General features: G+C 72.8%; 9 protein-coding genes. 4 read left to right on the top strand and 5 right to left on the bottom strand.

What is annotated here, in order from left to right; all coding sequences use genetic code 11:
- Positions 1-16: 16 nt before the first annotated feature.
- Genes opcA through tkt form a run of 4 tightly spaced genes read right to left on the bottom strand, consistent with a single transcriptional unit; the run spans position 17 to position 5,865 of the window.
- On the bottom strand, positions 17-1,081 hold the full coding sequence (opcA, locus tag RVR_RS07190) for a glucose-6-phosphate dehydrogenase assembly protein OpcA (RefSeq protein WP_202233047.1): 1,065 nt from the start codon (positions 1,079-1,081) through the stop codon (positions 17-19).
- On the bottom strand, positions 1,078-2,622 hold the full coding sequence (gene zwf, locus RVR_RS07185; RefSeq protein ID WP_202233046.1) for a glucose-6-phosphate dehydrogenase: 1,545 nt from the start codon (positions 2,620-2,622) through the stop codon (positions 1,078-1,080). Before zwf ends, opcA begins: the two co-directional genes overlap by 4 nt.
- Before the next feature lies 1 nt (position 2,623).
- On the bottom strand, positions 2,624-3,742 hold the full coding sequence (gene tal / locus RVR_RS07180; protein ID WP_202233045.1) for a transaldolase: 1,119 nt from the start codon (positions 3,740-3,742) through the stop codon (positions 2,624-2,626).
- Positions 3,743-3,777: 35 nt separating this feature from the next.
- Positions 3,778-5,865, bottom strand: a complete 2,088-nt coding sequence (tkt, locus tag RVR_RS07175; protein WP_202233044.1) for a transketolase — start codon at positions 5,863-5,865, stop codon at positions 3,778-3,780.
- Between the two features lie 295 nt (positions 5,866-6,160).
- Here tkt and RVR_RS07170 point away from each other — a divergent pair, with 295 nt between their 5' ends.
- The 4 genes from RVR_RS07170 to RVR_RS07155 all read left to right on the top strand — a co-directional run bounded on the left by RVR_RS07170 (position 6,161) and on the right by RVR_RS07155 (position 12,619).
- Entirely contained in the window at positions 6,161-7,120 is a 960-nt protein-coding gene (locus RVR_RS07170; protein WP_202233043.1) for a heme o synthase, read from the top strand.
- 378 nt (positions 7,121-7,498) lie between these two features.
- On the top strand, positions 7,499-10,600 hold the full coding sequence (locus RVR_RS07165) for a GH92 family glycosyl hydrolase (protein WP_237404617.1): 3,102 nt from the start codon (positions 7,499-7,501) through the stop codon (positions 10,598-10,600).
- Positions 10,601-10,952: 352 nt separating this feature from the next.
- Positions 10,953-11,288, top strand: a complete 336-nt coding sequence (locus RVR_RS07160; protein WP_202233042.1) for a hypothetical protein — start codon at positions 10,953-10,955, stop codon at positions 11,286-11,288.
- A 152-nt stretch (positions 11,289-11,440) separates the two neighbouring features.
- Entirely contained in the window at positions 11,441-12,619 is a 1,179-nt protein-coding gene (locus RVR_RS07155; protein ID WP_430393223.1) for an amidohydrolase, read from the top strand.
- A 144-nt stretch (positions 12,620-12,763) separates the two neighbouring features.
- Here RVR_RS07155 and RVR_RS07150 read toward each other — a convergent pair whose 3' ends face one another.
- Entirely contained in the window at positions 12,764-13,762 is a 999-nt protein-coding gene (locus tag RVR_RS07150; RefSeq protein ID WP_237404615.1) for a COX15/CtaA family protein, read from the bottom strand.
- Positions 13,763-14,034 lie beyond the last annotated feature (272 nt).

Raw genomic sequence — 14,034 nt, 5'->3', positions numbered from 1 at the left:
ACCACCTGCGGCGTGCTCACTTCTCCGTCGCCGCCTTGCCGGACCCGGACGCGGCCTTCTTCGCCGGGGCGGACTTCGCCGTCCCCGCGGGCTTCGCCCCGGAACTGGCGCCGGTGGACCCGGACGCCTCGGCGGAGTCGCTGCCGGAGCCGCCCGAGCTGAGCAGGTGCCGCAGCCCGAACTTCACCGTGGCGCGGTATATGTCGTCCGGGTCGAGCCTGCGCAGCTCCTCGGCGATCAGCTCCGAGGTCTCCCGCCGCTTGAGCGCCACGTGGCGGTCCGGCTGCCCGGGCACCGCCAGCTCGGCCAGCCCGCCCTCGGGCCGGTCCAGGCAGATGTCCCCGTCGGAGGTGACCAGCCGCACCGCGGTCAGTCCGGGACCGCCGGTGACCTTGCGCTCCACCGGCACACCGAGCCGGTCCGCCAGCCACAGGGCCAGCAGCTCCGCGCTCGGGTTGTACGCCTCGCCCTCCACCGCGGCACTCTCGATCTTGCCGTGCTTCTGGTCCAGGGCGGCGGCCAGCATCGAACGCCACGGGGTGATCCGGGTCCAGGCCAGGTCGGTGTCGCCGGGCACGTACGTCTTCGCCCGCAGTGCCAGCGAACCGACCGGGTCCTCGGCCGCGGCCGAGTCGGTGATCCGGCGCGCCGCCAGCCGGCCCAGCGGGTCCTCGGCGGCGTCCTCCGGGGCCTTGTCCGGCCACCAGCACACCGCCGGGGCGTCCGGCAGCAGCAGCGGCAGGACCACCGACTCGGCGTGGTGGGCCAGCTCGCCGTGCATGCGCAGGACCACGGTCTCGCCGGTGCCCGCCTCGTCGCCGACCACGACCTCCGCGTCCAGCCGGGCCAGCGCCCGGTCCCGCGGCGAGCGGCCCGGACGCTTGATGACCACCAGTATCCGGGAGGGGTGCTCCTTGGACGCCTCGTGCGCGGCCTTCAACGCGTCGTAGGCGCTGCCCTCGTCGGTGACGATGACCAGGGTCAGCACCATGCCGACCGCCGGGGTCCCGATCGCCCGCCGCGCCTGGATCAGCCCGGCGTTGATCTTCGAGGACGTGGTGTCCGTCAGATCGATTCTCATGGCCTGCGCCAGCTCCTGCCGTCTTGTGCGAGCATCTCGTCCGCCTCGGTCGGGCCCCAGGTGCCGGACGCGTACTGCGCCGGCTTCCCGTGCTTGTCCCAGTACTGCTCGATGGGGTCGAGGATGGTCCAGGACAGCTCGACTTCCTGGTGCCGCGGGAAGAGGTTCGCGTCACCGAGCAGTACGTCCAGGATGAGCCGTTCGTACGCCTCGGGGCTGGACTCGGTGAAGGACTCGCCGTAGGCGAAGTCCATCGTGACGTCCCGCACCTCGGTGGAGGTGCCCGGCACCTTCGAACCGAACCGCACGGTCACGCCCTCGTCCGGTTGCACCCGGATGACCAGCGCGTTCTCGCCCAGCTCCTCGGTGGCGCCGGACTCGAACGGCAGGTACGGGGCCCGCTTGAAGACCACCGCGATCTCGGTGACGCGGCGGCCGAGCCGCTTGCCGGTGCGCAGGTAGAACGGCACGCCCGCCCAGCGGCGGTTGTTGATCTCCAGCTTGACCGCGGCGTAGGTGTCGGTCTTGGAGCGGGGGTCGATGCCGTCCTCCTCCAGGTACCCGAGCACCTCCTCGCCACCCTGCCAGGCGTGCGCGTACTGGCCGCGCACGGTGTACCGGCCGAGGTCGTCCGGGAGCACGACCGCGCCGAGCACCTTCAGCTTCTCCGCGGTGAGCGCCTTGGGGTGGAAGGAGCCGGGCTCCTCCATCGCGGTCAGCGCCAGTAGCTGGAGCAGGTGGTTCTGGATGACGTCGCGCGCGGCGCCGATGCCGTCGTAGTACCCGGCGCGGCCGCCGATCCCGATGTCCTCGGCCATGGTGATCTGCACGTGGTCGACGTACGACCGGTTCCAGATCGGCTCGTACATCGTGTTGGCGAAGCGCAGCGCCAGGATGTTCTGGACGGTCTCCTTGCCCAGGTAGTGGTCGATCCGGAAGACCTCGTTGGGCGGGAAGACGTCGTGCACGATCTGGTTGAGCTGCTGGGCGCTGGCCAGGTCGTGGCCGAACGGCTTCTCGATGACGGCGCGCCGCCACGAGTCGCCGCTGCCCTGCGACAGGCCGTGCTTCTTCAGTTGCTGCACCACGTTCGGGAAGAACTTCGGCGGCACGGACAGGTAGAAGGCGAAGTTGCCGCCGGTACCGCGCGCCTTGTCCAGGTCCTCGATGGTCGACTTCAGCTGCTCGAACGCCTTGTCGTCGTCGAAGTCGCCCTGGACGAACCGGCAGCCCTCGGCCAGTTGCTGCCAGACCTCCTCGCGGAAGGGGGTGCGGGCGTGCTCCTTGACGGCGTCGTGCACCTCCTGGGCGAAGTCCTCGTTCTCCCACTGGCGGCGGGCGAAGCCGACCAGCGCGAAGCCCGGCGGCAGCAGGCCGCGGTTGGCCAGGTCGTACACCGCCGGCATCAGCTTCTTGCGGGAGAGGTCGCCGGTGACCCCGAAGATCACCAGGCCGGACGGGCCCGCGATGCGCGGCAGCCGCCGGTCCAGCGGGTCGCGCAGCGGGTTGCCGGCCGTCTGCGTCTGGTCGTCGGATGCCACCTCACGCCTCCGAGGGGGCGAGCCGCTCGAGTTCGGCCTTGGTGGAGTCCAGCAGTTCGTTCCAGGACGCCTCGAACTTGCTCACGCCCTCGTCCTCCAGCACCCGCACCACGTCGTCGTACGACACGCCGACGCCGGCCAGCGCGTCGATGTCCGCCTGCGCCTGCGCGTAACCGGACCGGATGGTGTCGCCGGTGACCTCGCCGTGGTCCCCGGTCGCCTGGAGGGTGGCCTCGGGCATGGTGTTCACCGTGTTCGGCGCGACCAGCTCCGTGACGTACAGGGTGTCGGGGTAGGCCGGGTCCTTCACGCCGGTGGAGGCCCACAGCGGCCGCTGCTTGTTGGCACCGGCCCGCTCCAGCGCCGTCCAGCGGTCGGAGCCGAAGACCTCTTCGTACGCCTGGTAGGCCAGCCGGGCGTTGGCCACCGCGGCCTTGCCCTTCAGGGCCTTGGCCTGGTCGGAGCCGATCTTCTCCAGCCGCTTGTCGATCTCGGTGTCCACGCGGGAGACGAAGAACGACGCGACCGAGTGGATCTCGGACAGGTCCAGGCCCGCCGCCTTCGCCTTCTCCAGGCCGGACAGGTACGCGTCCATCACCGCGCGGTACCGCTCCAGCGAGAAGATCAGCGTGACGTTGACGCTGATGCCCTTGCCGATCACCTCGGTGATCGCGGGCAGGCCGGCCTCGGTCGCCGGGATCTTGATCAGCGTGTTCGGGCGGTCCACCAGCCAGGCCAGTTGCTTGGCCTCGGCGACCGTCGCCACCGTCTCGTGCGCCAGCCGCGGGTCCACCTCGATGGAGACCCGGCCGTCCTGGTGGTCGCTCGCCTCGTAGACCGGGCGCAGGATGTCGGCCGCGTCGCGGACGTCCGCGGTGGTGATCATCCGCAGCGCCTCCTCGACCGTCAGCCGGCGCGCCGCGAGGTCCTTGAGCTGACCTTCGTATCCATCGCCCTCGGAGATGGCCTTCTGGAAGATCGACGGGTTGGTGGTCACGCCCACCACGTGCTGCTGGTCGATGAGTTCGGCCAGGTTGCCGGACGTGATGCGCTTGCGCGACAGGTCGTCCAACCAGATCGCGACGCCTTCGTCGGAGAGGCGCTTGAGTGCGTCTGTCATGGGATCTGCATCTCCTGAAATGTCGTGTACCAGCGTCAGCGGTCTGCGGCGGCCAGAGATTCCCGGGCCGCGGCGGCCACGGCCTCGGCGGTGAAACCGAACTCGCGGAAGAGCAGCTTGCCGTCGGCCGAGGCACCGTAGTGCTCGATGCTGACGATCCGGCCGGCGTCCCCGACGTACCGGTACCAGGTGAGGGCGATGCCGGCCTCGACCGCGACCCGCGCCTTCACCGTGGACGGCAGCACGCTCTCGCGGTAGGCCTCGTCCTGCTCCTCGAACCACTCCACGCACGGCATCGAGACCACCCGGGTCGGGATGCCGGCCGCCTGGAGCTCCTCGCGCGCGCCCACGGCGAGCTGCACCTCGGAACCGGTGCCGATGAGGACGACCTGCGCCGGGCCGCCCTCGGCCTCGAACAGCACGTAACCGCCGCGGGCGGCCTCCTCGTGGACCGGGTAGGTCGGCACGCCCTGCCGGGTCAGCGCCAGGCCGTGCGGGGCGCCCTTGCCGATCTCCTTCGTCCAGCGCTTCTGGATCTCGCGCCAGGCGATCGCCGTCTCGTTGGCATCGGCGGGGCGCACCACGTTCAGCCCCGGGATGGCGCGCAGCGAGGCCAGGTGCTCGATCGGCTGGTGGGTCGGGCCGTCCTCGCCGACGCCGATCGAGTCGTGCGTCCACACGTACGTCACCGGCAGGTGCATCAGCGCGGACAGCCGGACCGCGTTGCGCATGTAGTCGGAGAACACCAGGAAGGTGCCGCCGTAGACCCGGGTGTTGCCGTGCAGGGTGATGCCGTTCATCTCCGCGGCCATGGAGTGCTCGCGGATGCCGAAGTGCACGGTCCGGCCGTACGGGTCGGCGCCGGGCAGCGGGTTGCCGGCCGGGAGGAACGACGAGTTCTTGTCGATCGTGGTGTTGTTCGACCCGGCGAGGTCCGCGGAGCCGCCCCACAGCTCGGGGATGACCTCGCCCAGCGCCTCCAGGACCTTGCCGGAGGCCGCGCGGGTGGCCAGCGAGGCGCCGACCTCGAACTGCGGCAGCCGCTCCTGCCAGCCCTCCGGCAGCTCGGCCGCCTCCACACGGTCGAACAGCTCGGCGTGCTGCGGGTTCGCGGTGCGCCAGGCGGCGAAGGACTTCTCCCACCGCGCCCGGGCGTCCCGGCCGCGGTCGCCGACGGCGCGGGTGTGCGTGATGACGGCGTCGGACACCTCGAAGTGCCGCTCGGGGTCGAAGCCGAGCACCTCCTTGGTGGCGCGCACCTCGTCCTCACCGAGGGCCGAGCCGTGCGCGGCGCCGGTGTTCTGCTTGTTCGGCGCGGGCCAGCCGATGATCGAGCGGACCGCGACGAACGACGGCCGCTCGGTCTCGGCCCTGGCCGCCAGCAGCGCGGCGTGCAGCGCGTGCACGTCGAGGTCGCCGTTCTCCTTCGGGGCGACGCGCTGGACGTGCCAGCCGTACGCCTCGTACCGCTTGACGGTGTCCTCGGAGACGGCGGTCTCGGTGTCGCCCTCGATGGAGATGTGGTTGTCGTCCCACAGCAGCACCAGGTTGCCGAGCTTCTGGTGGCCGGCCATCGAGGACGCCTCGGCGGAGATGCCCTCCTGGAGGCAGCCGTCGCCGGCGATCGCCCAGACGGTGTGGTCGAAGGGGGAGGTGCCGGGCGCCGCGTCCGGGTCGAAGAGGCCGCGTTCGTACCGCGCGGCCATGGCCATGCCCACCGCGTTGGCCACGCCCTGGCCGAGCGGGCCGGTGGTGGTCTCCACACCGCGGGTGTGGCCGTACTCCGGGTGGCCGGGGGTCTTGGAGCCCCAGGTGCGCAGAGCCTCCAGGTCGGCCAGCTCCAGGCCGTAACCGGCGAGGTAGAGCTGCGTGTAGAGGGTCATGCTGGAGTGGCCGGCGGACAGCACGAAGCGGTCGCGGCCGGTCCAGTCCGCGTTCGCCGGGTCGTGCCGCATGATCTTCTGGAACAGCAGGTAGGCCGCTGGAGCCAGGCTCATGGCCGTGCCCGGATGGCCGTTGCCGACCTTCTGCACGGCATCCATGGCGAGAACTCGGGCGGTGTCCACGGCCCGCTCGTCCAGATCGGTCCACTCGAGGTCTGTGGTCGTCGGCTGCTTGCTCACCCTGGGTCAGGGCTCCTCTCCACATAAGTTGAAAAGCGCCGGTGACTGGTGCCTATCCGACGTTGCCGAGCCTACCGCCGCAGCCGCACGAGCCTTCGACCACGCTGCTGCTTCTGTGGACAACCGCGTACCCCCCGGACGCGCGAGGACACGCCCCGCCCGCGGGCACCCCGGCGGAAAGCCGGGTGTTCCCTACGTCTAGAGTGGCGTGGTACGCGCAGGGACCGTGGTCCGCCGCCGCATCGCGGAGGGCAGGCAGCCGGGCCCTGCTGGTCTCATCTCTCGTGGGGTGTTCGTGACAGCCGTCGAATCCCGACCCGCCGGGGTCATCGGGACGGGCTCGGGACAGACGAACTCCGGGCACCGGCCGCCGCGCGCCCGGGTCATGGCGTTCGTGGAGCTGACCAAGCCGCGCATCATCGAACTGCTGCTCATCACGACCGTTCCGGTGATGTTCCTCGCGGCCGGCGGCGTGCCCAGCCTGTGGCGGGTGGTGGCGACCGTGGTCGGCGGCTACCTGTCCGCCGGCGGCGCCAACGCGCTGAACATGTACATCGACCGCGACATCGACGCGTTGATGCACCGCACCGAGCAGCGCCCGCTGGTCACCGGGATGGTCTCGCCGCGCGAGGGCCTGGTCTTCGGCATCGTCCTGTCGGTGGTGTCCACGGCGTGGTTCGCGCTGCTGGTCAACCCGCTGTCGGCGGCGCTGTCGCTCGCCGCGATCCTGTACTACGTCTTCGTCTACACGCTGTGGCTCAAGCGGCGCACCGCGCAGAACATCGTGTGGGGCGGCGTCGCGGGCTGCCTCCAGGTGTTCATCGGCTGGTCGGCCGTGCGCGACGAGCTCGGCTGGGCGCCCTTCGTGCTCTTCCTCGTCCTCTTCTTCTGGACGCCGCCGCACTACTGGCCGCTGTCGATGAAGGTCAAGGACGACTACGCCCGGGTCGGCGTGCCCATGCTGCCGGTGGTCGCGGGCAACCAGGTCGTCGCCCGGCAGATCGTCCTCTACAGCTGGGTCATGGTGCTCACCTCGCTCACCCTGTGGTGGCCGCTCGGCGACACCTCCTGGTTCTACCCGGTGGTCGCGGGCCTGCTCGGCGCGTTCTGGCTGAAGGAGGCGCACGGACTGCACGCCCGCGCCAAGGCCGGCGTCATGGGGGCGAAGCTCAAGGAGATGCGGCTGTTCCACTGGTCCATCACCTACGCCACGCTGCTGTTCGTGGCCGTGGCGATCGACCCCTTCCTGCACTGACCGGCCGCCGCGCCCGTCCGCCGGCCGCCGGCCGCACCTTCCGGAACCCGCGCGGACCCGTTCCCGGATCGTGCGCGGATCGGTTCCGTCCGCCGTGAACCGGTCGTGCCGGCCCACACCGGGACAATCGGCGCGGGCCGATCGGCGAACCCGGCGGGACTGTTGCTTTGGGCGTCGGCAGCCTCCAAGATGTGCTGGTCCCGTCGACCAGTCCATCGGGAGGTACGTGTGAGAAGTCCGCGCATGCTGCGTGGCACGCTCGTGGCGGTGCTCGGTGCGGTGGCGACCCTGGTGGCCGCGGGAACGGCTTCCGCCGATATGACAACGTTGTCCAACAATCAGACAACGTTGTCATCCTCCGCCGCGGGTCCGGCGCTCGTGTCCGACCCGGCGAGCTACGTGGACCCGCTCGTCGGCACCGGCCGGGGCGGCTCCACCGTCGGTGAGATCAACGACTTCCCCGGCCCGTCCACACCGTTCGGGATGATGCAGTTCTCCCCGGACACCTCGGGCTCCTACGCCGGCTACCAGTACCACGACGACCAGATCCGCGGATTCAGCCTCGACCACGCCTCCGTCGGCTGCCGCGCCTTCGGCGACGTGCCGATCCTGCCGGTGACCGGCGACGTCGGCGCCACCCCCTGGAACCTCACCGAGCACTTCACGCACACCGGAGAGAAGGCCGAGCCCGGCTACTACGCGGTCACCCTCGACGCGTCGGGCGTGCGGGCCGAGTTGACCGCGTCCACCCGCACCGGCCTGGCCGCCTTCACCTTCCCCGAGGGCTCCGCCGCGGCGCAACTGCTGGTCAAGGCCGGCGGCAGCCTCGACGGCGACAAGGACGCCGACGTGCGGGTCGTCGGAGACCGCGAGGTCACCGGCTCGGCGACCACCGGCGACTTCTGCGGCAAGGGCAACCAGTACACGGTCTACTACGCGATCACCTTCGACCAGCCCTTCACCGCGCACGGCACCTGGGACGGCAGGTCGGTGACCGCGGGAGGCGACTCCGCCAGCGCCGCCGGGGCGGGCGCCTACCTCACCTTCGGCGACGGCGGCAGCCGTACCGTGCGGGCCAAGGTCTCGATGTCCTACGTGTCCGTGGCCGGGGCGCAGGCCAACATGGCCGCCGAGGTGCCCGGCTGGGACCTCGACGCGCTGCACCGGCAGACCCGTGACGCGTGGACGCGGACGCTGGGCAAGGTACGCGTCGCGGGCAGGGACACCGACGAGCTGAAGACGTTCTACACCGCGCTCTACCACTCGTTGATGCACCCGAACACCTTCAACGACGCCGACGGGCGGTACATCGGCTTCGACGGCAAGGTGCGCACCCTGGCCGGGGGACACGCGCAGTACACGAACTTCTCCGACTGGGACACCTACCGCTCGCTCGCGCCCCTCCAGGCGATGCTCTTCCCCCAGCAGGCCAGCGACATGGCCCAGTCCCTGGTCAACGACGCCGAACAGGGCGGCTGGTGGCCGCGCTGGCCGCTGGCCAACGCGTACACCGGCCAGATGACTGGCGACAACTCGGTGCCGCTCATCGCCAACCTGTACGCGTACGGCGCGCGCGACTTCGACCTCAAGACGGCGCTGAAGTACCTGGTCAAGGGCGCGACCACGGTGGACGCCACCGCGGGTGCCTACCAGGAGCGGCCCGGCGTCCAGGAGTACGTCGAGCGCGGCTACGCGCCCGAGGACGACGCCGCCAAGGGCGACCACGGGCACGTCGGCGCCTCGGAGACCCTGGAGTGGGCCGTCGACGACTTCTCGATCGCGCAACTCGCCGGCGCCGCCGGCCAGGACGCGGTGGCGGGCACCTTCAGCCGGCGCGGACAGAACTGGCAGAACATCCTCGACCCCGCCAGCGGCTACCTCGAACCGCGCGGCGAGGACGGCCGGTTCCCCGACGCGACCGGCTTCCAGACGCCCGGCGACGGCCAGTTCGGCCAGGAGGGCTACGACGAGGGCAACGCCGCGCAGTACAACTGGCTGGTGCCGCAGGACATGGCGGGCCTGATCACCTCGATGGGCGGGCCGGGTGCGGCCGCCCAGCGCCTCGACACGTTCTTCTCGCAGCTCAACGCGGGCCCGAACGCCCCCTACATGTGGGCCGGCAACGAGATCGACTTCGGTGTGCCGTGGGTCTACAACCAGGTCGGCCAGCCGTGGAAGACGCAGCGGACGGTCCGCGAGATCGCCACCACCCTCTTCAGTCCCACCCCCGACGGCGAGCCCGGCAACGACGACCTGGGGGCGCAGTCCTCCTGGTACGTGTGGGCCGCGCTCGGCATGTACCCCGCGACTCCGGGCACGGCCGACCTCACCCTGAACAGCCCGATGTTCCCGCGGGTGGTCCTCGACCTGCCGGGCAAGGCCGCGGACCTGGACATCCGCGCGCCCCAGGCCGCGGACGACGCCCCCTACGTCCACAAGCTCACCCTGGACGGGCACACCTGGGCGCGCACCTACCTGCCGCCGTCGGTCGTGTCGCACGGCGGGCGCCTGGACTTCACGCTGTCCACCACCCCGGACACGCACTGGGCCGCCTCCCCGAGTGACGCGTCGCCCTCCTACCGCACGGCCGAGCGCGACTTCCTGGCCACGGCCACACCCAACCAGTCCGTGGTGGCGGCCGGCGGGGCGCCGGCCGACCTGACCGTCCACGTCCAGCGGCTGGCCGGCCACGCGAACGCCGTGTCGGTCGCAGCGGCCCCGCCCGAGGGCCTCGCCGTCACACCCGCCGGCACGCCGGTGGTGCTCGACGCGAAGACCGGCGCCGGCACGGCGGAGCTGGCGGTGCGGGCCGCCGCCGGCACCCCCGACGGCTACTACGAGGTGCCGCTGACGGTGCGCGGCAAGGGCGCGGGCGCTTCGCAGGTGCGGCTCGGCGCGATCGTCCTGGTCGCGGCGAAGGACAGCCTGGCCGCGGACTACGACAACGTGGGCGCCACGCAGGACGGCGACCACGCCGGCGGCGACCTCGACGGCGCCGGCAGCACCTTCTCCCGCGAGGCGCTGGCCGCGGCGGGTCTCGACGGCGGTGCGCGCGGGCAGGTGTCCGGGACGACCTTCGTCTGGCCCGACGCCCCCGTGGGGCGGCCGGACAACGTGGTCGCCGACGGCCAGACCGTCCAACTCGGGGACAGCGCCAAGGGCGCCACCCGTCTGCTCTTCGTGGGCACCGCGACCAACGGCGACCAGCAGGCCACCGCCCGGGTGACGTTCACCGACGGCAGCACGGCGCAGGCCGACCTGTCCTTCGGCGACTGGACGAAGCCCGGCGGCGGTTCGACCCCGGTGCTGGGGAACACGCTGGTGGCCGCCACCGACCACCGCAACGAGTCCGGCGGAGCGGGACCGGCCGCGTACGTCTTCGCCACCACGCCGTTCGCGGTGCCGCAGGGAAAGCAGGTGGCGAGCGTGACGCTGCCGGACAACGGGAACCTGCACGTGTTCTCGGTCGGCCTCGGGTGAACCGGCGCGCCGCCTGACAGGCCCCGGCCGGTCGATGGTTCGGCGGAACCGTCGGCCGGCCGGTCCCCCCGGCGGGGACCGGGTCCCAGGCCCGGTCCCCGCCGGGCTTCTCGCTGCCGCCACCGGGTCCACCGCCCGCCGGGCTCCTCCCCGTCCCCGCCGGGCCGCCGCATCACCGCGTGCCGGTGTCCTCGCCGCTCCCCGCACGAGCCCACGCCGCTCCCCGTACGAGCCGCCGCCCGCCCCGCACGAGCCCTCTCGCGGCGCCCCCGCACGAGCCGCCGCTGCTCCCCGCACGAGCCGGACGGCCGGCACCTTCCGCCGGAGGATTACCGGTGAGTAGGGTGGGGGTATGGCTGAGAGCAAGGCGGACAAGGACCCCAGGGCCGAGCGGCGCGTGCGGCGGCTGACCAGGGAGATCCACGCGTTCGGGCGCGCGCACGGCGGTGCGGAGGCGCAGATCGCGTACCTCGGGGAGCGCGGCGCCCGCATCGTGCTGGTCGGGGAGGACGGCGCGTGGGGCGACCTGGTCGCGCCGACCCACGAGCTGGCGCGGCGGGCCGTGGAGGCGTCGGGGCTGAGCGTGCACGAGGCGTTCGACGGCGAACTGGCCGCGAAGGTGCGGACCGGGCCGTACGAATGGACCCGGATGGCGGGCATCCAGATCGGTGGTCGCGCCTCCGCGTGACGGCGCCTTTCCGCTCCCCATCACCTCCCGGGTCGTTAGGCCCTGTGCGGGCCGCCCGCTTCGGCGGGGTCCGCGGCAGGACCGAGGACCCGGACGGGTCCGCGACGACGGACGGGACGGTGCGGGCGATGGCCGGCGCGGCACAGGCACACCTGGCGGCACAGGCACACCTGGTGGACGCACACTGCCACGGGGTGTACCCGGGTGAGCTGGGCCTGGGCGCCTTCGAGGCGCGGCTGCCGGGCACCGCGGCCCCGGGCACCACGCTCTTCGACAGCCCTTCGGGGTTCGCGCTGCGCCGCTGGTGCCCGCCGCTGCTCGGCCTGGAGCCGCACTGCCCGCCGGCCCGCTACCTCGCCAGGCGCCGTGAGCTGGGTGCCTACGAGTCCGCCCGGCGACTGCTGCGCGGCGCCGGGATCAGGGCGTACGTCCTGGACACCGGGGAGCCCGGCGACCTCACCCCGCCGAAGGACCTCGCGGCGACGGCGGGCGCGCCCGTGGTCGAGACGGTCCGGCTCGAACCGCTCGCCCAGCAGGTCGCGGACACCTCCGGGACGGTCGGCTCCTTCCTGGCGAACCTCGCGGAGGCGGTGCACGGCGCCGCGCTCGGCGCGGCGGGCTTCTCCTGCGCCGGCGACGACGCGGCGCGGCACGGCGGCGACGCCAGGCCGCCGGGCCCCGTGGAGGTGCGGCAGGCCGCCGTGGCCTGGCTGTCCGCCCGCGCGGTGGGGGAGCGGCCCGACCACCCCGTGCTGCTGCGGCACCTGCGGTGGCACGCCGTGGCCACCGGGCTGCCACTGCTGCTGCGGTACCGGCCGGCGGGCGAGGGTCCGGCGGCCGCCGGGGACTTCCTGCGGGCCACCGCGGGGCTCGGCGCGGAGGTCGTCCTGCTGCCGGCCGAGCCCCATGAAGCGGCCGCCGCCGATCTCGCGGCCGCGCTCCCGCACGTCTACGTCGGCGTCGGCAGGGACCCCGCCGGGGTGCTCGGGCGGACGCCCTTCGGCAAGGTGCTCTACGCGAGCGGCGTGAGCGGGCTTCCCGAGCTGGCCGTGTCGGCGGCGAAGGGGTTCCTCGCGGAGCTGCGGCGGACCGTGGCCGAGCGCGTCCGCGCGGGCGAGTGGTCCGCGGCGGACGGCCGCCACGTGACGTCGCTGGTCGCCGCGGACAACGCGCTCCGGGTCTTCCGGCTCGCCGAGGGCGGCGCCCGGAGCGCGGGGGGCGGTGCCCGCAGCGCGGCGCCCGCAGGTCCGGCCGATTGCGGTCCGGCCCCTCGCGGCCCGATCTCCTGCGGTCCTGCCTCCTGCGGTCCGGTCCGGCCGTCGGCCCGGTGACCGCCGGACCGGAAGTTCCCCGCGCCGCCTCCGTGTGGCGGCGCTTCCCGTGGGAGATGCGCCGCCAGGGCGCGCGGAACCGTCCGCCGGCGGGCGGTCCGGGCGTACTTCGCGGGTCTGACGGGGCCGCGGGGCCCGGCTCGCCTACAAGGAGATGCGGGCGGGCGCCGCCGCGGCCGAGGGCACCGACGCGCCGGGCTCGGCGCAGGGGCGCTCGCGGAAGGACAGCAGCACCCGCAGGACCGCGATCCAGACCAGGCACGCCCCGAACATGTGCAGGTCGACCAGGGCCGCCGGCAGGTGCGTGAAGTACTGGACGTAGCCGATGACGCCCTGGCCCATCAGCACCAGGAACAGGTCGCGGACGCGGTGCTGCGGGCCGACCGGCGCGTCGACCGCGCGCAGCACGAACCACAGGGCGACGGTCAGGCCGACGACCACCCACGCGAAGTCCGCGTGGAGCTGGGCGACGGTCCGCCAGTCCACGTCGATCCGCTGCACCTTGTACGAGCCCGTGGACTCCCCGGGGTGCGGGCCGGCCCCGCTGACCAGGGTGCCGACGACGATGAGCACCGCGGAGGCGGCGACGAGCACCTGCCCGAGCTGCCGTACCGGCTTGCCGACCAGCGGGCGGGGCGAGGCGTCGCCCTCGCCGATGCGGTGCCAGGTGAGCGCGGCCACGGTGATCAGGGCCGCCGACAGCAGGAAGTGGAAGGAGACGACGTAGGGGTTGAGCTTGGTGAGCACCGTCAGCCCGCCCCACACGGCGTTGAGGACGACCACCCAGAACTGCGCCCACGCCAGCCGGTACACGCCGCGCCGCAGCGGCGCCTGCGCGCGGATCGCGATGATCGCCCAGCCGACGGTCGCGCACAGCACGTAGGTCAGCATGCGGTTGCTGATCTCGATGGCGTGGTGGACGCCCATCGCGCGGGTGCCGAGCAGGCTGTCGCCGCTACAGGTCGGCCAGGTCGGGCAGCCCAGGCCGGAGGCCGTCACCCGGACCGCACCGCCGGTGACCACGATCACCACGGACATCACCAGCGCGGCGAGCACGGCGCGGCGCACCAGCGCGGGAGACGGGGTCCACCGGGCGGCGATGAACGCGAGCGGGTTTCGCACGATGTCGGGCAGCTTCGGCACCCAGCCATGGTAGGCGCACCCTTTGTGCACGGATTCACGAGGGGTGCGGGGCGGGATGTCGCGGGGCGTGCCGGCCCCGGCCCCGCGCCCCTCGTGCGCGGCTGGGCGCGCGCCGGAGGGCGGGCGGGGCGCGCGGGGCCGGTGTGGAGGAGGCGCGCCGACGGGCGGCGCGTAGGAAGCGTGCGCCACGGGACGTACGCCGTGGCGGGGTGGGGCGTACATCCCGGGAAAAGGCCCGCAACCCGGGCTCGTCGCCCCCTAGCATCATCGGT

This window comes from Streptomyces sp. SN-593, assembly GCF_016756395.1.
GTDB classification, from domain to species: Bacteria; Actinomycetota; Actinomycetes; order Streptomycetales; family Streptomycetaceae; genus Actinacidiphila; species Actinacidiphila reveromycinica.
The sequence above is the reverse complement of the archived record's forward strand: the minus strand, read 5'-3'. Positions and strand labels throughout refer to the sequence as shown.

Excerpts from the sequence above, each read along its gene's own strand:
- tal (WP_202233045.1), bottom strand. The coding sequence starts at position 3,742 with ATGACAGACGCACTCAAGCGCCTCTCCGACGAAGGCGTCGCGATCTGG.
- opcA (WP_202233047.1), bottom strand. The coding sequence starts at position 1,081 with ATGAGAATCGATCTGACGGACACCACGTCCTCGAAGATCAACGCCGGG.
- RVR_RS07160 (WP_202233042.1), top strand. The coding sequence starts at position 10,953 with ATGGCTGAGAGCAAGGCGGACAAGGACCCCAGGGCCGAGCGGCGCGTG.